We start from the raw sequence: 20,220 nt of genomic DNA, 5'->3' as shown, positions 1-20,220 counted from the left end.
GTTCTCCTCCTCTATGTTCTATTATTTTGGGTGATAACATTTATTATTTCATAGTGGAGGAAAATATAAAAGCCTAACGGCTAAAAAGTTAGGAAAATCAGCGCTTGCGGAATTCCGCAAGCGACTAATTAACATGAATTTTATAGGAGGAATATAGGTGATACGAACAGCAACGATTAATGATATAGATAACCTTGTAAAATTAAGAATACAATTGCTCAAAGAAGCAAAAAAGAATATTGAAAATTACAATTGGGAAAAATATTCGCAAGTGTTAAAATGTTATTATAATGAAAATTTATTAAATGGAAAAATTGCAGCATTTTTAGATGAGGAAAACGAAAATATTGTTGCAGTGAGTATTATGTGTTTCTATAATATTTGTCCGTCACTTTTCAACTTAGATGGAAAAAAGGCATTAATTACAGACATGTATACTGTTCCGAAATATAGAAATAAGGGTATAGCAAACAAACTTCTAATTAATATTATGGAGTATGCAAAAAAATTAGGTTATAAGAAAGTTACTTTAAATTCAACTGATGATGGTAGAAAATTATATGAAAAGTATGGGTTTAAGGATGTAACTGGAGAAATGTATTATAAGTTTATATGATTTTATTTAAAATTGCATGTGAAATTAGAACTATAATTTATATAGCTCTATTTTTTTTATTTCAGAAAGCAGTTCTATTAGATCAAAAAATGCTTTATCAATTGATGATAACGTAAAAAGCATATTTATATAAACAATTTATGTAGAAGATTAGAAGAATTTTATAAATATTACATAAAAGCACTTTTTTCAATATCTATAGCAGTAAAAGCAATAAAAAATCTAAAGTCCTAAATTATAATATATTGTGAGATGAGAATTGAGAAAAGGATGTGAAATAAACTTGATTACTATAGGTAAAATAACATACCATGATTTAAATGATTTAAACAATTTATATGAACAACTTTTGAATAAAAAGGCAGATTCTAAAAAGCTTAAGAATAAGTTTGAATTTATTGATTCAAATAAGAACTATATACTAGTTGGGGCAAAAGATGACGATAATAATCTAGTTGGTTCATTGTTAGGAATTATTTGCCAAGATATTGCAGGTGATTGTAAGCCATTTATGGTTGTTGATAATGTAATAGTAAAAAGTAACTGTAGGAGAATGGGAATTGGAAAAGCACTAATGAGTTTTATTGAGGATATTGCCAGGAAGGAAGACTGTTATTTTACAATGCTAGTATCGGCTTTCTGCAGAAAAGGTGCTCATAAATTTTATGAATCCATAGGATATAATAACGATGTTGTCAAAGGATTCAAAAAATATTTATAAAAAGTATTTTTATATAGAAAATAAAAATGAAGGATTTTATAGATGCAGTGCTGTGGTTGGTACTGAGATTGTAGATAAATTGTAAATGTATAAAATAAGCAATTCATCATAATTAAAAGTGCTGTATTTACTACACAACTTTTTAAAGTACAATTGACAAAGGACAGAGAACAATGAAGGTGAATTTTCCTACTTCATTATACTCTGTCCTTTGTCATCTAAAAATATTGTTTCGCAATATTTTTACTTTACTACATTCATGATAATCTGGTATAGAACTGGAATAAAAATTGCGGGAAGTAAATTTGCTACTTTTATTTTTGTTATATTAAGCATATTAAAGCCTAATCCCATGATGAGAATACTTCCTATGGCAGTCATATCTGTAATTACTGATTGAGTTAAAAGAGGTTTCAAAAAAGAAGCCGCAATTGTTATACTACCTTGATAAAGTAGAACCGAGAAGGATGAAAGTAATACTCCAAACCCAAGAGAAGATGCAAAAATAACAGAAGATATTCCATCAATTATGGATTTTGCAAAAAGTATCTTATGATTTCCCTGAAGACCGCTTTCTAGTGATCCAACTATAGCCATAGAACCTATACAAAATAATAAACTTGAAGTTACAAACCCCTCTGATATTTTTACATCTTTTCCTTTAAACTTATTTTCTATGACATCTCCTAATTTCTTAATCATGTTATCCAAATCAATAAGTTCTCCCATAAGAGTACCTAATGCTATGGATATTATAATAAGAATGAAGTTAGATACTTTTATGAAACCGGAAATTCCTATAAAAATTATACATAGAGATAAACCATGCATTACTGTAGTACTTACTTTTTCGGATATTCCTTTCTTTAAAACCATTCCTACTATACTTCCAATTATTATAGCAAAAAAATTAACGATAGTACCGAACATAAAACCCCCCCTAAAAATAAATATAAGTACATTTTATCAAAAAAGAAATAAAAAGCTATGTTATTTTTTGTTAAAATACATTTTTAATCAAGTAATTATTACATTTAGTCGGAGTTTGATGAAGATAAATATATCTCTTAATCCGAGTCTTAGAATAATCTATTAAGGGGTGTATCATATATTAGCACAACATAAAAATTCTAAATCACTTTTATTATGTATGATGGAAATGTTATGAATAAAAGCTATGGTAAAAATAATTTATAGCATAAATTTGTTTTTGAAATCATATAATGGTTGTAAATGATAATGGTTTTAATATTTAAATTAAGAATATTGAGTATTACAACAGACAATTATTGAACAAATTATGAGGAAAATTCTAATATTTAGGCATAGGGTAAGCATTATTGTCGCAAAATAATATAAAAAACTTGACTATCGAACAAACGTTCGCTATAATATAAATATATTAAGAAACTTAATTGAAGTGGAATTACCCAATAAAGGAACGGGGGATTAATTATGGATAAATATAATGTTTTTGTAAGAATTAATTATACATCGGTGGAATCAAAAAAAGAGGAAGTAAAACCTGGTGGAACTAGAGTTAATAATGGTAAGGTAAGCGGTAATAAGTATTTAATAGGTGGAGGATTTTATAATAGAAAAGGTGGAACAGTAGTATTTTCAGCTAAAAGCTTAGAAGAAGTTAAGAATGTAACTGTAGACAAACCCCTCTTAAAGAATGCATCTATAAATTATAATGTAGCTTTTATTCCAAAAGGAATTTAAAATGAAAAATATTATATATAGGCAATACTAATGTATACTTTTTCATAAAATATTGTATATTAAAAATATTTTTATAAAGTGATTATGTAGTTAAATTAAAACCCTAATGCACTTTAGATCATGTAAAGTACAGGGGGTTATGGTATTGAATAGGGTTACTGGTATTTTAGGTACCAGTTTATTTTTTTGTCTAAAAATAAATTTATAAAAATATATTGCATAATTATAATAATTCTTGTATAATTATAAAAAAATAAACATTAGAAGCTTTATTATGAAAAAAATCCGCAGTAATTATTGTTGAATATATTTTTAATGTAGTTACTTTCAATAAAATGGTTTGGATATGATGTTTATAAAAAGTAGATAATATATTTTAATACAAATTAAATGATATATTTTAAGAGGAGGATATAATTATGAAAAAGGTATCAGCAATAATTTTAACGGCAATAATGACTATGTCTTTATTTGCAGGATGCTCGAAAACTAATAGTGGTACATCCACTACTCAAAAAACAGATTCACTTCAAAAAGTTAAAGATTCAGGTGTTTTAAAGATAGGATTAGATGATTCTTATCCACCAATGGAATTTAGAGATGAGAAAAATGAATTAGTTGGTTTTGATATAGATATGGGTAAAGAACTAGCTAAAAAGTTAGGTGTTAAGTATGAGCCTGTAACTACAGACTTCAATGGAATAGTATTAGCACTTAAATCAGGAAAATTTGATGCTATAATAGCAGCTATGAGTATTACAGATGAAAGAAAAAAGGAAATAGATTTTGTTGGACCTTATGTAGATGGTGGTCAGATAATTATAGTTAAAAATGGTAGTGCTATACAGGGAAAGGCAGATCTAAAGGGAAAGATATTATCAGCTCAGTTAGGATCAACTGGTGAGCAGGCAGCTAATAAAATTGAAGGATCTAAAGAAGTTAAAAAGTATGATAAGGTAACAGAAGCTTTCCACGATTTATCTATAGGAAGAGTAGATGCATTAATAGTTGATGGCCAAGTTGGAGGATATTATGCTAAGAAAGAAGCAGGAACTTACAAAATACTTACTGAAAAATTAACTAAAGAACCAGAAGGAATAGGCGTTAAAAAGGAAAATAAAGAACTTAAAGATGCACTTCAAAAAGCTTTAGATGAATTAAAAAAAGATGGAACTCTTACAAAACTTTCAATTAAGTGGTTTGGATATGATATATATAAATAAGTTTAATTAAAGTAGTAAACTAAAACTACTGTTTTATAAGTATTTAAATATACTTATAAAACAGTAGTTTATTTTTATTATATAAGAATTTTTTATTTTTCACAACAAAACTTAATTTTAACGGTTTCTAACAGAGTAAAATATCAAAAGACTTAAAGCTTATTTTTCACAAATAGCATTTTTTGGACAAATTGGGTTATTTTTAGTCAAAATAAGTGTTATACTGTATAATGCATAATAATTGTAAATGAATCAATTACAGTAAGCATTAATCGAGAATAATTATTGAACAATATATATATAAATAAGATGATATTTTTATGCTATTCTGAAAGGGGAAGTGAATAAACTTTATGATACATCAAATAAAAGATGAACTTCAAGAAATTGCTGAAGTTATAAAGGCAGTAATTGGCATTGATATAACTATTATGGATAAAAATTTATCTAGAATAGCAGGTACAGGAAAATTTAAGGATAAAATAGGACACAAAGTGCCTAAAAATTCCGTTTTTCAAAAGTCTATAATTACAAGACAGCCTTATTTTGTTGATGATCCTAAGCTTTGTAGTGAATGTACAATCTGCAGCTCTAAAGAACAGTGTGATGAAAAAGCAGAAATTTGTTTTCCAATTATAATTGATGATAAAGTAGAAGGCGTCATAGGTATGATTATCTTTGAGGAAGAACAAAAAGAAGCATTTTTGCAAAAGCAGGATATTTATAAGGACTTTGAAAAAAGATTAGGAGATCTTATATCATCTAGAATAAAAGAAAAAACTTTTAATAACAAATTAGAATATAAATCAAAAGAACTTTTAACTGTAATTAACTCCGTAAATGAAGGAATAATTATAATAGATAAGGAAAATAAAATATTAAATTTAAATACTTATATTATTGATAAGTTTAATTTGAAGTCTTCAGATATAATTGGCAAAAATATAAACTTAATACTTCCTGATAAGTTTATAAATAAATTTATAGGAGCTGAATATTATTTAGAAGAAGAATCTGTAGGTATAAGTATTGGAAAGTTAAGATACAATTTTCTCGTAACATCTAAGTGCATAAAGGTAAACAATGAAGTTTCAGGAGCTGTAATTACTTTTAAGGACTTTAATAAACTGCAACAATCTGTTTTGAAAATTAGTGGAAAACATTCTGTATTTTCATTTGATGATATTATAGGTAATAGTAATATATTTTCGGCAGTTAAGGATCAGGCAAAGCATATAGCAAAACAGGATGTACCGGTATTACTATTAGGAGAGAGCGGTACAGGAAAGGAACTTTTTGCAAGAGCTATTCATTTTGAAAGCCAGAGAAGAAATGAAATATTTATGCCTATAAATTGTGGAGCTATACCTGATAGTTTAGTGGAAAGCGAATTGTTTGGGTATGAAAAAGGAGCTTTTACTGGAGCTAGCAATAATGGCAAAATGGGGAAGTTTGAAATAGCTAAGGATGGAACTATATTTTTAGATGAAATAGGAGATCTTCCACTTCATATGCAGGTCAAACTTTTAAGGGTACTTGAAGAAAAAGAACTTATTAGAGTAGGGGGAGTAAACACTATAAAAGTTAATCCTAGAATTTTAGCAGCTACCCATAAAAATTTATATAAAATGGTAGAGAGAAATGAATTTAGAAGGGATTTATTTTATAGGTTAAATGTTATTCCTATAAATATTCCTGCATTAAGGGAAAGATCTTCTGATATTTTAAAACTTTCTATGTACTTTTTAAATAGATATAATAAGATATATGGGAAGGAGATAGAAGGATTTTCAGAATCAGCAAAGAAAGCTTTAATATCATATTCATGGCCTGGAAATGTAAGGGAACTTCAAAACTTAATTGAGTATGCTATTAATTTTGAAAGAACTAAATATATAACTGGCGATACAATCAAAAAAAGAATGATAGAAGATAATGATACAGATATAGAAGATAAGGGACTTAAGGAAATGGTAGATGACTATGAAAGAAAAATAATAAATAAATATATAGAGCATTATGGATCTGATACAGATTCAAAAAAAATGATAGCGAAAAAGTTAAAAATAAGTACTGCAACATTGTATAGAAAATTAGAAGAATAATAGGCTTCTCAAAAATAATAATTAATTATCATTTTTGAGAAATAAAAAAATGTCTATTTTACAAACGTTTGGTATAATATTGTAAAACATTGAAAATGGCTTTATGCATGGATAAATTCAGATGAAATAAAGGTGAAATTTAAGCTATATACAAACTAAACATTTATTTATGTAATACCGTTTACATTTACGGTTACTTTTAATTCTTGTTTTTGAGAAAAAAGGGTTTACAAAAAGTTGTAAATAAAATTATCAATACCTGCTAATGTTGAAAACACTTAATTTCCTATGTTTTAAATTAATATAATAAGTTTGGAATGATATTTGCTTAATAAATAAGTAATTGTACATTAGGAGGTATTTTAATATGAAAAATGATAAATTATTAATAAGTATTTTGAAGGATCAAGTGGTTCCAGCTCTTGGATGCACAGAACCAACAGCTGTTGCTTATGCTACAGCTATAGCTAAAGAAACACTAGAAGAACAAGTGGAATCATTAGATATTTATGTAGATAGAAATGTTTTAAAAAATGGAAAAGAAGTAGGAATACCTGGAACAAGTGAAAAAGGAAATGTAGTTGCAGCTGCATTAGCTTTAATTGTAGGAAAATCAGAATATAAGCTTGAAGTTTTAAAAGAAGTTACAAATGAAAGTTTAGATAAGGCATTAGAATTAATAGATAAAAATATGATTACTTTGAGTTTAAAGAAGGATGTTTCAGGGCTTTATATTGAAATAGTAGCTAAAGGAAAAAATAATACTTCAAGAGTAGTTATTAAGAAAACACATTTAAATGTAGTACTAGTAGAGAAAAATGGCGAATGTATTTCTAAAAAGGAAGAAAAAGAAGAAACTGCCAAACCTTCTTTAAGAGATAGAATAAGAGAATTTACTATTGGAGATATGAAAGAATTTGTAGATACAGTAGGTTTTAGTGATATAGAGTTTATAAACGAAGGAATAGTAATGAACAAGAGAGTTGGAGAGGAAGATTTAAAGTATAATTTAGGAATAGGTCTTGGAAATATGCTTAAGGGAGACAAGCAGGACTTAGAAACCTATGCTAAAGCTATAACATCAGCAGCTTCAGAAGCTAGAATGACAGGACACCCTTTACCAGTTATGAGTAGTGCAGGAAGCGGAAATCATGGATTAGTAGCTATACTTCCAATAGCAATTATGGGAGAAGGTCAAAAAATAGAAAAAGAAAAAATAGTTAGAGCTGTAGCTTTAAGTCATTTAGTAACTGTTTATATAAAAACTTATACAGGAGCATTATCACCAGTATGTGGTTGCGGTGTAGCTGCAGGAGTAGGTGCAGCAGCAGGACTTACTTATATGTGGGGTGGCAGTTTAAAACAAATAGAAGGAGCAATAAAGAATATGTCAGCAGGTATCACAGGTATGATATGTGATGGTGCTAAAATAGGATGTTCTTATAAGCTTTCAATATCAGTAACAGCAGCATTAGATGCAGCTAAAATGGCAATGAAAAATATATTTATACCATGTAATGATGGAATATTAGATAAATCAGCGGAGAAGACAATACAAAATTTAGGAAGAGTATCTAATGAAGGTATGTCTAATACTGATGATGTAATTTTAGATGTAATGATGAAAGTATGTAGTTAAAAATCATATTTATAACTCAACTTTCACAGTTTGGATAGATTTCAATTTGTGAAAGTTGAGTATTTAATTAGTACATAGGTTTTATAAACATTTGGGTCCAATAACACTGACCATTTGCATTTTTTGCTAGTCCTACACCTATTTCGGTGTAAGTAGGGTTTAAAATATTGCTTCTGTGTCCTGGAGAATTCATCCAGGAATTCATAACTTCTTCAGCAGTTCTTTGACCCATAGCTATATTTTCACCAGCTGCAGAAAACTTTATGCCAAAGTTTTCTATCATATTAAATGGAGAACCATAAGTTGGCGATGTATGTGAAAAGTAATTTTTATTTATCATATCTTGGGATTTATATCTTGCAATTCTTGAAAGCTCCCAATTGGTTTTAAAAGGCTGCAATCCAGATTTTGATCTTTCTGCATTTACCAAAGATATAACTTTATTCTCAATAGTTTTTACATCTTGAATATTTGGTATAGTTAGCTTTTGTCCTGGTAAAATCATAGATGGATTGCTAATTTGAGGATTTAAAGATATAATCTCACTTAATCCAACTTCAAATTTAACTGCAATTTTCCACATACTATCTCCTGGTAGTACAGTATAGGTTGTATTTTGAGCATACGCTTTACTGCAGCCTACCAATAGAAACACAAATGTACATAATGTAATAAATTTTTTTTTCAAGAAAATCACCTACCTCACCTATATATTTTGAATATAGATAAGTTTTTATGGCATGTATATAGTGTTATTAGTACCAATAGAAAACACAATTAAATATATTTTACTTAAAAATATAATTTGTAAAACTTTTTTATTTTGATATAATAGTAGTTAATAAAAAAATGTAAAATATTACAAAATTCAGACTTTTTCAAATTAACAGCTAATAAGGAGGTATATCATGAACAAAAAAACCCTTAGAAAAAGTATTATAACTTTATTGTGTTTTGCTACATTAATACCATTGTTAATAGTAGGTATTTATAGTTACATATCTCAAAGCCAATCTTTTGAGGAGGATTTTGATACAATACTTAAAAGTAATTCTCAAGAAATAAGCAGCATTATAAATAAAGAAAGTAAAAAAAATATGGAATCCCTGGAAATGATAATAAATGAAGCTAATGATTATAATACTGCTTCAAATCCAGATTACGGAAAAATTTTATTTCAAAATTTAAATGGATTTGTAAAAGCTCATAAGGATGTAACCAATGCTTATATGGCAAATGCTGCAGGTAGTATGATATTAGCACCTTCTCAACAGCTTCCAGAAGGCTTTGATCCAAGATATAGGGATTGGTATAAGAATGCAATAAGTAAAGATGGAAAGGTTGCTATAACAGACCCATATGAAGATGCTGCCCAAAAGGGAAATTTAGAGGTAACTTTTGCTAAGGTAGTTAAAGACCCTTCTAGCGGACAAACATTAGGGGTAGCTGCAATGGATATAAAGCTGGATAATCTGTCAAAATTAATTTCTGATAAGAAAATTGGAACTGGTGGATATACTTTATTATTAGATAGTCAGGGAGATGTTATAGGAAGTAAGGATAAATCGCTGTTTAGGAAAAATGCTAAAGATTTACCATGGATTTCTAAGGTTATGTTAAATCCTGATAATAATATATATGAGGACAGTATAAATGGCTCAAGTTTTAGAATATGCACTATGAAGGATAGTTCTACAGGATGGGTAACTGCAGCACTTATACCTAAAAGTGAATTAACTGCAAGAGTTAATCATGTAAGAAATATTACAGTTTTAATTTCTTTAATTTCATTTTTAGTTTTATCCTTTGTTGGAAGTGTATTTTCAAAGTCAATAACTAATCCGTTTATAGAATTAGAAAAAGTACTTAATAAAATGCAGGATGGAGACTTTTCATGTAGGGTAATTAAAGAAAAAAATACTATATATGAAGTTGAAATTATAACAGATAGTGTAAATGTGCTTAGGGACGAGATGGTAGATATAATAAGTAATATAAAAAATGTTTCTGGTAATATTAATACATCATCAAATGCTCTTAAACATATATCTGAAACTTCTCATAAAGCGGGAGAAGAAATATCAAAAGTAGTTTCCGAAATATCAGAGGGGGCAGTTAATCAAGCACAATCTATGAATGAAAGTGAAGTTCTAACAATTAAGCTTGGAAATGAAGTTGAAATCTCAATGGAAAAAGCTAACCATATGGTGAAAATATCTGGGGATGTAAAGAAATCAACTGAAGATGGAACCAAAGTAGTTCGTGAATTGAGTGATAATTTTAAGGCAACTTCTAAATCCAATGAAGAAGTAGCAGAGCAAATAAAAAGATTGGCAGAAAAGTCTAATGAGATTAGTATGATAACGGAAACTATAGCTTCTATAACAGAGCAAACTAATCTTTTAGCTTTAAATGCTAGTATCGAAGCAGCTCGTGCAGGAGAGGCTGGAAAGGGATTTGCTGTTGTTGCTGGTGAAGTTAAAGATCTATCAGAGCAGTCTGAAGAATCAGCACTTAGAATAAGTAAAGTTATAACTGAAATAAAGGAAAATGTAAGTAAGCTTCTAAGTAAGATGGAAAGTACAGTATCATTAGGTAAAACAGTAGGTGAAACTATGGAATTAACTAATAAATCATTTAAGAATATATATGGTTCTATAGAGAAGCTGGAAGAAAGTGTTTCAGTTGTAGATAATTCATTAAAACAAATAAACTCACATAAAGATTCAGTTTTAACTCAAGTGGAAAATGTAAGTTCTGTGTCTCAGGAAATAGCAGCAACTACAGAGGAAGTAACTGCTTCTGTTCATGAACAAGCTTTGGGACTTGAAAGTGTAGTAGAAGCATCATTAGAGTTGGAAAAGCTTGCTAATGGACTAAATTCTCTAGTAGAAAAGTTTAATATTTAAAATATAAGGATAATAAGAGGCTGCGGCACTGAGAATAAACATTACAACATATTGCGTTTGTCATTAATTTTCAAAGCAATATATTGTATATAAATTTCTTAATGCGTCAGCCTCTTATTATATAAAATCTAGTTACTGCTTACTGTTCTTTTTACTATGTAAAATCCATAAAGTATAGTTAAAATTGCAGCAATATTTGGAATTAAAAGTGCAATTATATTAGGTATAAAAGGGATTAAAAGCTTATCCTGCAAAATCATTTTAAAAGATGTATGAGCAAGAATTGCACCACCTAGATATATGACAATAGGATATTTTTTCATTAGCTTTGATACATATTGGCTCCCGAAAAATATAATTGGTATATTGAGTATAAGTCCAAATATAACAAGTACTATGTTGCCATTAGCTGCCGCGGCAATAGCAAGCACATTATCTAAGCTCATAGTGGCATCTGCTATGATTATGCTCCAAATGGCACCAATAAATTTATTAGAATGGTTTACGCGAGCAGTTTCATTATTATCGCTGGGTTTTATAAAGTCCCAGGTTATTTTAATAAGAAGAAGTCCGCCTACTAATTTTATAGGAAGCCATTCTATTAAGAGAATGTATGTTACAAAACATGTAAATATTATTCGTAGTGTAACTGCAGCAAATACTCCTATAGCAGAAGCTTTTTTAGCATATTTTTCAGGTAAATCTTTAGTGGCTAAAGCTATAACGCCTATGTTGTCACCACTAAGCACTATGTCTAAAAGAGTAATTTGAAAAGCTCCAATTATGCATGTTATTAAGTTATCCATTTTTTCATCACTCCATTTGTTTAACAGTAGTAGTTAATAACTAGGATAATATAAATTGTAGCATAAAAACAGAAAAAAGAATAGATGATAGATGACTGTTAAATACAGTTATTGGTAGATAATAATTAAATAAAAGTGATATTTGAAAAAATTTGAAATTTGTTTTAATATATTATGGAAGGTTAAAATATAAGTTTGGAAGAATGATGTGGATATAACAAACTAGAAAACTGAAGGAGAAAAGCTTTATTATGGGTGTACTAATAGTAGATGACTCTATGTTTATGAGAAGTTTAATAACGAAAATATTCAATAAGCATGGAATAAATATACTGGCCGAAGCTGCTAATGGTAAGGAAGCTATAGTTAAATATAAAGAATTAAAACCTGATGTAGTTACCATGGACTTAATGATGAATGAAATGTCAGGGTTAGAAGCCATAAAGGAAATTATGAAAATAGATCCTAAGGCAGAAATAATTGTATGCTCATCTATGGGACAAAAAGCTTTCATAAAGGAAGCTATAGAATTAGGTGCTAGAGGTTTTGTAATAAAACCTTTTGATGAAGATGCATTAATAGATGAGGTAGAAAAGGCTATTTTACATAAGAAAGTAGATAATACGTGAAAGTTTTTCATAAAAAATCAATAATATGCATAAGGAGGGTGGATTACATTAGGATGTGTTACTTTAACTATTCTATCTTCAATCATAGCTTCTATTATTGTATATAAAACTAAGTTTACTCTTAAAAAGTTAGATAATGAGAGTATTATAAAATGGGTTGCATTTTCAGCGGGTTGGGAGATAATTCATATTCACGTTTTGGTAACTGATTTAGGAACTAAACCTTTTATGGAAGCTATTTATATAATGCTTAATACGCTGTCTGTCCCAATATTTGTAATGCATGCTTTAGCAAACAGGAGTATTTTTGATAATTGTAAAGGATATGATTGTAAACGATGGAAGAATTATAGTAGAAGAATAGAAAAAGATGATTACTGAAATAGAAAATTCAAAATAAAAATAGCTGCAGTAAATAATAAAATAAATGAAGTATAAAAGAGAATGAAAATTTTTCCATCCTCAAATTTTTTAAGCGCAGTTTGATTCTTTTAAAAAGGGACCTTTAATACTACCTGAAGTATCTCTCATAGTGCAGAAAGTATTATAGCAGTTTGCACAGGAATGATCTTTGCGATTAAAAGCTATACTTGCATCAGCACCATAAACATAGGACATGGATTTAGAAGGATAAAGCATATATTTATCAATGACACTTATGCCATGAATATCTTCATTATTGAATTTATTTACTATATTTTTTTGGTATTCTAAATCAATTTCTCCATCCCCTGGAGCAATTTTACAAGTAAGACCTAAATTCATGTCTTTAGTGGTTTTATATATAGAATTAAAAAGTTCTGAGCTTACATTGAAAAGGTAAGAACTAGCCATAGCATCTAGTAATACAGCTTCGTAAAATTTACCTTCTTCAAAAAAGTTATCCACTTTTTTTACAGAACCTTCTCCAATGGTTACTAAAGAATAAACTATATGAGAACATTTATTGATCACAGTTGAATTTAGTTCCTCATTTTGATTATCTATTTTAAAAATACCAATAGGTTTAGAAATTTCTCTTAACATAGGAAGTAAGTCATCGTAGATTTTGCTCAATTCCTCATAAGGAGGTGTTTGGCAATAAGACTTAACTGCATTAATAATCTTAGTTTTATTCAATTGAAATTTAAAATCAGAAATAATGTACATAAGCCTCACCTCGTATTTATATTTATTATTAACCATAAATATATTATAATTAAATAAACACAAAATTGCAAGAGTATATATTGATTATTTCAAAAATACTAAAATTATATGTTAAAAAGGCCAATTTAGGTGCCAATAAGGTTAAAATTGGACTTGGACTTGCAAAAATGTCATTCTATACAATGCTGCTAATTTTTATAAAAATACATAAAACTACAGGATTATACATATAGTAGTACCTACACCTAAAATACTTTCTACGTATATTTGACTTCCATGAGCATCTACTATTTGTTTGGAAATTGCCATGCCTAAGCCAGAACCTTCAATTGATGTATTAGTATTTGTACCTCTATAGTATTTTTCAAAAATGTAATCTAAATCTTTTTTAGCTATACCCTTACCATTATCCTTTAGTGTAATATATACTTTTTCTTTTTCATAAATGGATATATCCACTTGAACATTTTTATCATTGTGAACTAAGGCATTAAAGATTAAATTACTTAATGCTCTTTTAAATAGTTTTTCATCCACAAAAGCTTGTATATTTTCTTTTTCAAAGTGAAAATTTATATTTCTATTGCAATAACAAGGATGATTTAAAATGCTTATAATTATATTTTGAAGCAAAAGAGTAATATTTATTTTTTCTTTTTTTAGGGGGATTACTTTATTTTTTAGTTTGTAAGTAAAATTTAAATCTTCTATTAAAGTTTGAATGTATGCAGATTTATTGTATATTATTTCTGAATACTCAACAATTTCATCATTGGAAAAAATGTAATCAGGGTCTTTCATGATTTCAGAATATCCTTTTATAGAAGATAAAGGTGTTTTTATGTCGTGGGATATAGAAGAAATCCAGAGTTCACGCATTTTTTCTATTTCTTCTCTTTTAGCTTTATTTTCCTTAAGAGTTTTGCTTAAATTATTTAAATTGATAAATACATTTTTATAAACTCCATATTCTGAATAATTTATTTCGTAGTTTCCTTTAGAAAGTGTGTTAATGCCATCTATTATGTTATCAAGAGGTTTAGCCATTCTTTTTCCAAATATAAAGTAGGAGGTTATTGTTGCAATTAGTATGTTTATAGCTATTAAAACAATAAATTCACCTCCTAAAAAGCTTTTAATCTCACTTGGATTAAAAGTTAAAGTATATTTTGCAACGCGATTAAGAGGAAAGCCTATAATATAAGCAAAACTTTTACTATTATACTTTTTTTCACTTATAAATACAGAACTATTTGCTATATCATACTTATGAATATGAACTAAATCTATTGGCTTATAGGTGGAAGGAACTTCCTTTGGCTTCTTAAAGGAGTATACTTCTTTAAGATTTTCATCTATTATTTGAATCCAGGTATTATTATCTAAGATTTGCTTTTTTCCATCTTCAATTACAAAAGGCTTATTATCCTTAAAATCTATATATTCAGAGAAATTTAATGTAAAACCTTCAGAAGTAAGTGCATTGAAATTTTTTTTTGTATATACAATTGTAAATCTTAAAAAAAGAAGGTTTACAAAGAATTCAATTATAATTATAAATACTAGTGTTGCTAAAAATTTTGTCGTAAGGGACCAATTGGTTCTGATTCTATTTAAAATTTTCATATATTTTCACCTCAAAGGTTAAAGTAAAATTGGACTTTTTAAAAATAAAAGTGGACTTTTTAAATGGATGCGTAATTTTCTTATCATAATTAAATTCTTATTGTTTTGATATATGAAGCTTGTACCCAAGTCCTTTAACTGTAGTAATATATTCAGGATTAGAAGGATCTTTTTCTAGTTTTTGCCTAAGTTTTCTCATATGAACCATTATGGTATTGTCATATCCTTCATAGTCGTCGTCCCAAACTTCATTACATATCATTTGCTTGGTTAATATTTGATTAGCATTTTGAGCCATATAACATAATAAATGATATTCTTTAGGGGTGAGTACTATATTTTCGCCCAATTTTAATACTTCTCCTTTTTGAAAATCAATAACGATATCACCAAAGGATGTTTTATCTTCCTTTAAAGACAATTCATTTTTTATGTATATATTTCTTCTTAAATGTGCCTTTATTCTGAAAGCAACCTCCTTAGGACTAAAGGGTTTAGTTACATAGTCATCTGCACCCAAGCCAAGAGCAAGAATTTTATCAACATCGTCAGATTTTGCAGATAAAAAAATGACTGGAACAAAGGAAAACTCTCTAATGCGTTTACATACCTCAAACCCATCTATATCAGGCAGCATAACATCCAAGACTACTATATCTGGATTTTCTATCTTACATGTTTTTATGCCATCTGTTCCATTTGTGGCTTTAGATATTCTTCTAAAACCTTCTTTTTTTAAAACTGTTTCCATAAGTTTTAATAGTTCTATTTCATCATCAATTAAAAGAATTTTTCTATCTAAAATATTATACATGTATATTTTAATGAGAATAAGTATTCCATTCTCACTAAAATTCACTTCCTTTCCTTTCATTCTATTTTTCATAAATTACATTAATAAATAATAAAAGCTATTTCATTGTTATTAGTGGCTTGTATTATTTTCCCTGTAAACAAATTTATATTATAACATTGTTCAATTCTAATTAAATCACCAATTATAATCACTACAATTATAGCATTGTTTACATATTTTTTAATTAAGTAGAAAAATTTTAAGGTTCCGTTAAGGTTGCCATAAATGAAATTTAAGCTTGGACCTTTAGTATATAAACATATAAGGCATCTTCAAAAAAATAATAAGTCAACCTACTAGTCTATTTTCTGTCATGCGGCGTCGGCAGAACCCTTAGATAGAGTTCAACTATCTCTGGAACCTGCTTCCTTGCCTGACTCAAGATATCCGTTGCATCTGGACTAATTATTTTCTTTCAGATGCCAAGTTAATTAAAGGAGGCATAATAATGTCAGAAAAAATTATAGAAACAGCAAATTTGACAAAGAAATTTAAAGATTTTAAAGCAGTAAATGGTATAAATTTAACAGTTAAAAAAGGAAGGGTTTATGGCTTTTTAGGACCTAATGGTGCAGGAAAATCAACAACTATAAGAATGCTTTTGGGACTTATAAAACCTACAAAGGGGCAAGTTAAGATTTTTGGTATGGATTTGAGAAAAAATAGAATAGATATTTTGAGAAAGGTGGGCTCTATGGTGGAGGCACCATCCTATTATGGAAATTTAACAGCTTACGAAAACCTTCAGGTAACGGCAGAACTTTTAGAACTTGACCATAAGTACATTGATGAAGTTTTAGAAGTGGTAAAGCTTACTGAATGGAAAAATAGACAGGTAAATAAATTTTCATTGGGTATGAAGCAGAGATTGGGAATTGCACAGGCTTTAATATCAAAACCTGAGCTTTTAATATTAGATGAACCTACTAATGGACTTGATCCATCTGGAATTCATGAAATAAGAGGTCTCATTAAGGAACTTCCAAAACTTTATGATATGACAGTAATTATATCTAGCCACAATTTAAGCGAAATTGAACTCATAGCAGATGACATTGGTATTATAAATAGAGGAAATATATTGTTTCAAGGAACCCTTGATGAATTACATGCAAAAAGTAAGGGGCAAATTTGTATAGGCTCAAAGAATTTACAAGGCACTATGGATACATTAAATAATTATGGATGCAAATTTAAGTTAAAAGATAAAGATATTTTCTTGAAGCCTGAAGGCAGGGAAGCAGATGATATTTTAAAACAGTTAGTATTAGATGGTAATAAAATATTTAAATTTGTAGAAGTACAAAAGTCACTTGAAGAAATATTTCTTGACCTTACTGAAGGAGGAGAAATTAAATGAGCTTCATATCAATTTTAAAATCTGAGTTAATGAAATATAAAAGATCAGTATTGTGGAAGGGAGTCTTTTTAATTCCAATTCTTTCGTTTGCTATGTTATTTGCAGATTTACATATTAGAGGTAGTTTTTTAATGTCAAATGATCATATAAAGCACCTAGCTGAGATTGGAATTTATGGTAAGCTTGAGGCTTTACTTTATGAAAATCATCTTGCTACCTTGTGGTTTATGCTTATAAACTTATCTATAGTTGTAGTAGCAGTTATTGTGAATTATACGGAATACAGCGAAAATACTTGGAAACAAATAATAGCAAGACCAGTTGAAAGAAGAAGAATTTATATATCAAAATGGATTATAGTATTAATAGCTGCAATTATTTTAGTAGTTTTAAATGGAGTATCCATAATGGTTGTGAAAAATTTCTTTGGCATTAATGGCGACTCTACATTGATTTTTAAATATAAAATATTAGAAATGTGTACAGTTTTAGGTGTAGTAAGTTTTCAACAATTTATAAGTTGCTACATGAAAAATTCGCTGGCATCAGCAGCTGTAGGCTTTGCAGGGAGTATAGGAGCTTATATGTTTGCACAAAGTAAATTACTTTCGTATATAATTCCCTATGCTAATGTGATATTAGCACTGCCTTCAGAAGGAAATAAGGATGCACAAGCAGCAGCTTTTTTTGGAATAGCATCTGGTGTTTTATGGCTTGTAATAGGAATTATAGAATTTAATAAAAGAGATATTAAATAAGTTAATTTCATAGTTTAAAAATTATGATTATATTAAGTTAAATTATTTTATGTGCAAGAATTAAGTAAATAATTTTTGTATTTGGATAAAGTAGGAGGTTAAATAAAATGAAAAATGTATTCAGAGTGGAATTATTAAAGTTAAGACATTCGAAAATATTGAATATAGTAATATTTCTTCCACTGTTTTTTGTAATATTGGGTTTTACAAACTTTTTAAGATATAGACAGCTTTTTACAGAAAAAGGTCAAAATGTGTGGTCACAGGTGTACACTCAAAGTTCTATGTTTTATGGATTATTTATTATAGCATTATTTATAACCATTATTATAGCTATTTTAGTTAGAATAGAAAATGCAGATGACAATTTCAAGAGAATACTTACATTACCTATAAAAAGAAGTGATTTATATATAGCTAAATTATTTGTGGCATGTGGTATAGTAGCTTTAAATCTTATTCTACTTATGCTGCTTATCATCTCTGCAGGTGTAATTATAGCTCCAAGTAATCAAAGTATGCCAATTGAATTGATATATACACCAATACTTTGTATTATAGCTTCGCTACCTGTTATAGGAGTTCAATACTACTTAAGTATGAAGTTTAAAAATATTGCTGTACCATTAGGAGTTGGTTTAGCATTTTCCATTCCATCTATTCTTATTAATAACACTAAATATTGGATGCTGTTTCCCTGGACTTATCCTGGTAGAGTATTATTAAATGCTGGAAGTATGAGCTTCTATTGTCCAATGTATATGTATATAATATCAATTGTTGTGTTTATAGTCTTTACAATAGTTGGATTGTATGAATTTAATAATAGGGACGTTTAGATTAAGAGAAGGTAAAGGTATCCTTAAATTATAAAATTAACTCAATTAAGATTTGTTTTATTCTAACCATATTTGTTAATATTTGAAATATATTTTGGATAAATATATAATATTTATATATTGGTTTAAAAAATTTTTTATATTAAACTAATTTAAAAAGGTTAGAAAGGAAAATGAATATAATATGAAAATTAAAGTAAAAAATGCACTTGTAAGTGCAGCAGTTGCATCTTTAGTTTTAGTTACAGTTTTATCGACCAATTCAGTTAAAGCAGCTGTAGGAAAAACAACTAGGACAAGTGGAACAGATAGGTATAGTACAGCTGCTGCAGTTGCTAATTCTAATTGGGAAAATGGTAGTGATAATGTGGTATTGGCATCAGGAGAAGGATATGCAGATGGGTTAAGTGCTTCAACATTAGCTAAAAAATTAGATGCACCAATACTTTTAAGTACATCTAATATGTTAAGTAAAGATGCAGAAAATGCAATTAGTATGTTAAAACCAAAGAATATATACATTGTTGGTGGAACTGCTTCAATTTCTGAAAAAATAAGAAACAATCTTAAAAATAAATACAACATAATAGAGTTAGGTGGAAACACAAGATATGAAACCAATGTAAAAGTAGCTAACAAATTAGTTGAATTAGGTGTTAATCCTGACAATGTTTTAGCTGTTTCTGGTGAAGGATTTTCAGATGCAATTTCGGCAGCACCGATAGCTGCTGCAAAGGGAGAAATATTATTATTAGTAAATAATGATGAAGCTTCAATTAAATCAGCAATTAGCTTTTTAAAGGGTACTAAATCAAAAGTTACAATTATTGGAACTGATAAAGTAGTAAATGATAAAATTTATAATGTTCTTGGGGCATCTGAAAGAATAGATGGAGGAAAAGATAGGTTTGATACTAACTTAAATATATTAAATGCATTTTGGAGAGACTTAAATTTTGATAAAATGTATATTGCAAGTGCTGAATTTTCAGATCCAGATGACATGTATGCAGATGCACTTGTAGCTTCAGCCATATCTGGAAAATATTCAGCACCTCTTTTATTAATAGACAAAGATTTGTCTACTGCAACAGAGAATGCTGTAACTTATATTAAAAATAATGCAAAGTTAAATACTGATAAACAATTGATAGGTGGAACAGAAGTTATTTCACAAAATTTTCAGGATTGGATAACTCCTATTTATAAAAGAAGTATGATTAACTAAAAAATTATTGTATTTTATTACTTAGAAATGG

General features: G+C 28.2%; 19 protein-coding genes. 13 read left to right on the top strand and 6 right to left on the bottom strand.

Going from position 1 to position 20,220, the window contains the following annotated elements; genetic code table 11:
• Positions 1 to 157 precede the first annotated feature (157 nt).
• On the top strand, positions 158 to 616 hold the full coding sequence (locus HBE96_RS09915; RefSeq protein ID WP_169297612.1) for a GNAT family N-acetyltransferase: 459 nt from the start codon (positions 158 to 160) through the stop codon (positions 614 to 616).
• Between the two features lie 259 nt (positions 617 to 875).
• Positions 876 to 1,337, top strand: a complete 462-nt coding sequence (locus HBE96_RS09910; RefSeq protein WP_169297611.1) for a GNAT family N-acetyltransferase — start codon at positions 876 to 878, stop codon at positions 1,335 to 1,337.
• A gap of 243 nt (positions 1,338 to 1,580) precedes the next feature.
• Here HBE96_RS09910 and HBE96_RS09905 read toward each other — a convergent pair whose 3' ends face one another.
• Positions 1,581 to 2,267, bottom strand: a complete 687-nt coding sequence (locus HBE96_RS09905; RefSeq protein ID WP_169297610.1) for a DUF554 domain-containing protein — start codon at positions 2,265 to 2,267, stop codon at positions 1,581 to 1,583.
• Between the two features lie 525 nt (positions 2,268 to 2,792).
• On the opposite strand from HBE96_RS09905, the gene HBE96_RS09900 reads away from it, so the two are divergent.
• The 4 genes from HBE96_RS09900 (at position 2,793) to HBE96_RS09885 (ending at position 8,029) form a co-directional block, all read left to right on the top strand.
• Entirely contained in the window at positions 2,793 to 3,062 is a 270-nt protein-coding gene (locus HBE96_RS09900; RefSeq protein WP_169297609.1) for a hypothetical protein, read from the top strand.
• A 419-nt stretch (positions 3,063 to 3,481) separates the two neighbouring features.
• Positions 3,482 to 4,285: an amino acid ABC transporter substrate-binding protein gene (locus tag HBE96_RS09895; protein WP_169297608.1), complete on the top strand. Its 804-nt coding sequence runs from the start codon at positions 3,482 to 3,484 to the stop codon at positions 4,283 to 4,285.
• 353 nt (positions 4,286 to 4,638) lie between these two features.
• The gene (locus HBE96_RS09890) at positions 4,639 to 6,390 is read left to right on the top strand and encodes a sigma-54 interaction domain-containing protein (protein WP_169297607.1); all 1,752 of its coding nucleotides are present in this window, start codon (positions 4,639 to 4,641) and stop codon (positions 6,388 to 6,390) included.
• Between the two features lie 367 nt (positions 6,391 to 6,757).
• Positions 6,758 to 8,029, top strand: coding sequence for an L-cysteine desulfidase family protein (locus HBE96_RS09885; protein WP_169297606.1), 1,272 nt, complete (start codon positions 6,758 to 6,760; stop codon positions 8,027 to 8,029).
• 67 nt (positions 8,030 to 8,096) lie between these two features.
• Here HBE96_RS09885 and safA read toward each other — a convergent pair whose 3' ends face one another.
• A complete protein-coding gene (safA, locus tag HBE96_RS09880) occupies positions 8,097 to 8,717 on the bottom strand; it encodes a SafA/ExsA family spore coat assembly protein (RefSeq protein WP_169297605.1) in 621 nt (206 codons plus the stop codon).
• Positions 8,718 to 8,937: 220 nt separating this feature from the next.
• Here safA and HBE96_RS09875 point away from each other — a divergent pair, with 220 nt between their 5' ends.
• Positions 8,938 to 10,938 (top strand): methyl-accepting chemotaxis protein, encoded by a 2,001-nt coding sequence (locus HBE96_RS09875; protein ID WP_169297604.1) that lies wholly within the window; start codon positions 8,938 to 8,940, stop codon positions 10,936 to 10,938.
• A 128-nt stretch (positions 10,939 to 11,066) separates the two neighbouring features.
• Here the strand turns inward: HBE96_RS09875 and HBE96_RS09870 are convergent, their stop codons facing one another.
• A complete protein-coding gene (locus HBE96_RS09870) occupies positions 11,067 to 11,744 on the bottom strand; it encodes a TerC family protein (protein ID WP_169297603.1) in 678 nt (225 codons plus the stop codon).
• A 251-nt stretch (positions 11,745 to 11,995) separates the two neighbouring features.
• On the opposite strand from HBE96_RS09870, the gene HBE96_RS09865 reads away from it, so the two are divergent.
• Positions 11,996 to 12,373, top strand: a complete 378-nt coding sequence (locus HBE96_RS09865) for a response regulator (RefSeq protein WP_169297602.1) — start codon at positions 11,996 to 11,998, stop codon at positions 12,371 to 12,373.
• A gap of 198 nt (positions 12,374 to 12,571) precedes the next feature.
• The gene (locus HBE96_RS09860; RefSeq protein WP_169297601.1) at positions 12,572 to 12,754 is read left to right on the top strand and encodes a hypothetical protein; all 183 of its coding nucleotides are present in this window, start codon (positions 12,572 to 12,574) and stop codon (positions 12,752 to 12,754) included.
• 90 nt (positions 12,755 to 12,844) lie between these two features.
• On the opposite strand, the gene HBE96_RS09855 is transcribed toward HBE96_RS09860, so the two are convergent.
• The 3 genes from HBE96_RS09855 to HBE96_RS09845 form a co-directional block, all read right to left on the bottom strand.
• Positions 12,845 to 13,522 (bottom strand): 5-methyltetrahydrofolate--homocysteine methyltransferase, encoded by a 678-nt coding sequence (locus HBE96_RS09855; protein ID WP_169297600.1) that lies wholly within the window; start codon positions 13,520 to 13,522, stop codon positions 12,845 to 12,847.
• Between the two features lie 213 nt (positions 13,523 to 13,735).
• Positions 13,736 to 15,148, bottom strand: a complete 1,413-nt coding sequence (locus HBE96_RS09850; protein WP_169297599.1) for a HAMP domain-containing sensor histidine kinase — start codon at positions 15,146 to 15,148, stop codon at positions 13,736 to 13,738.
• A 97-nt stretch (positions 15,149 to 15,245) separates the two neighbouring features.
• On the bottom strand, positions 15,246 to 15,962 hold the full coding sequence (locus HBE96_RS09845; RefSeq protein WP_169297619.1) for a response regulator transcription factor: 717 nt from the start codon (positions 15,960 to 15,962) through the stop codon (positions 15,246 to 15,248).
• A gap of 490 nt (positions 15,963 to 16,452) precedes the next feature.
• Here HBE96_RS09845 and HBE96_RS09840 point away from each other — a divergent pair, with 490 nt between their 5' ends.
• From HBE96_RS09840 to HBE96_RS09825, 4 genes are all read left to right on the top strand, one after another.
• Entirely contained in the window at positions 16,453 to 17,364 is a 912-nt protein-coding gene (locus HBE96_RS09840; protein WP_169297598.1) for an ABC transporter ATP-binding protein, read from the top strand.
• Positions 17,361 to 18,122, top strand: a complete 762-nt coding sequence (locus HBE96_RS09835; RefSeq protein ID WP_169297597.1) for an ABC transporter permease — start codon at positions 17,361 to 17,363, stop codon at positions 18,120 to 18,122. Before HBE96_RS09840 ends, HBE96_RS09835 begins: the two co-directional genes overlap by 4 nt.
• A 107-nt stretch (positions 18,123 to 18,229) precedes the next feature.
• Positions 18,230 to 18,961, top strand: coding sequence for an ABC transporter permease (locus tag HBE96_RS09830; protein WP_169297596.1), 732 nt, complete (start codon positions 18,230 to 18,232; stop codon positions 18,959 to 18,961).
• Positions 18,962 to 19,145: 184 nt separating this feature from the next.
• The gene (locus tag HBE96_RS09825; RefSeq protein WP_169297595.1) at positions 19,146 to 20,189 is read left to right on the top strand and encodes a cell wall-binding repeat-containing protein; all 1,044 of its coding nucleotides are present in this window, start codon (positions 19,146 to 19,148) and stop codon (positions 20,187 to 20,189) included.
• The last annotated feature ends 31 nt before the right edge of the window (positions 20,190 to 20,220 follow it).

This window comes from Clostridium muellerianum, assembly GCF_012926525.1.
In the GTDB taxonomy this organism is placed as follows: domain Bacteria; phylum Bacillota; class Clostridia; order Clostridiales; family Clostridiaceae; genus Clostridium_AM; species Clostridium_AM muellerianum.
Note: the sequence above shows the minus strand (reverse complement) of the source record. Positions and strands in the feature narration are given on the sequence as shown.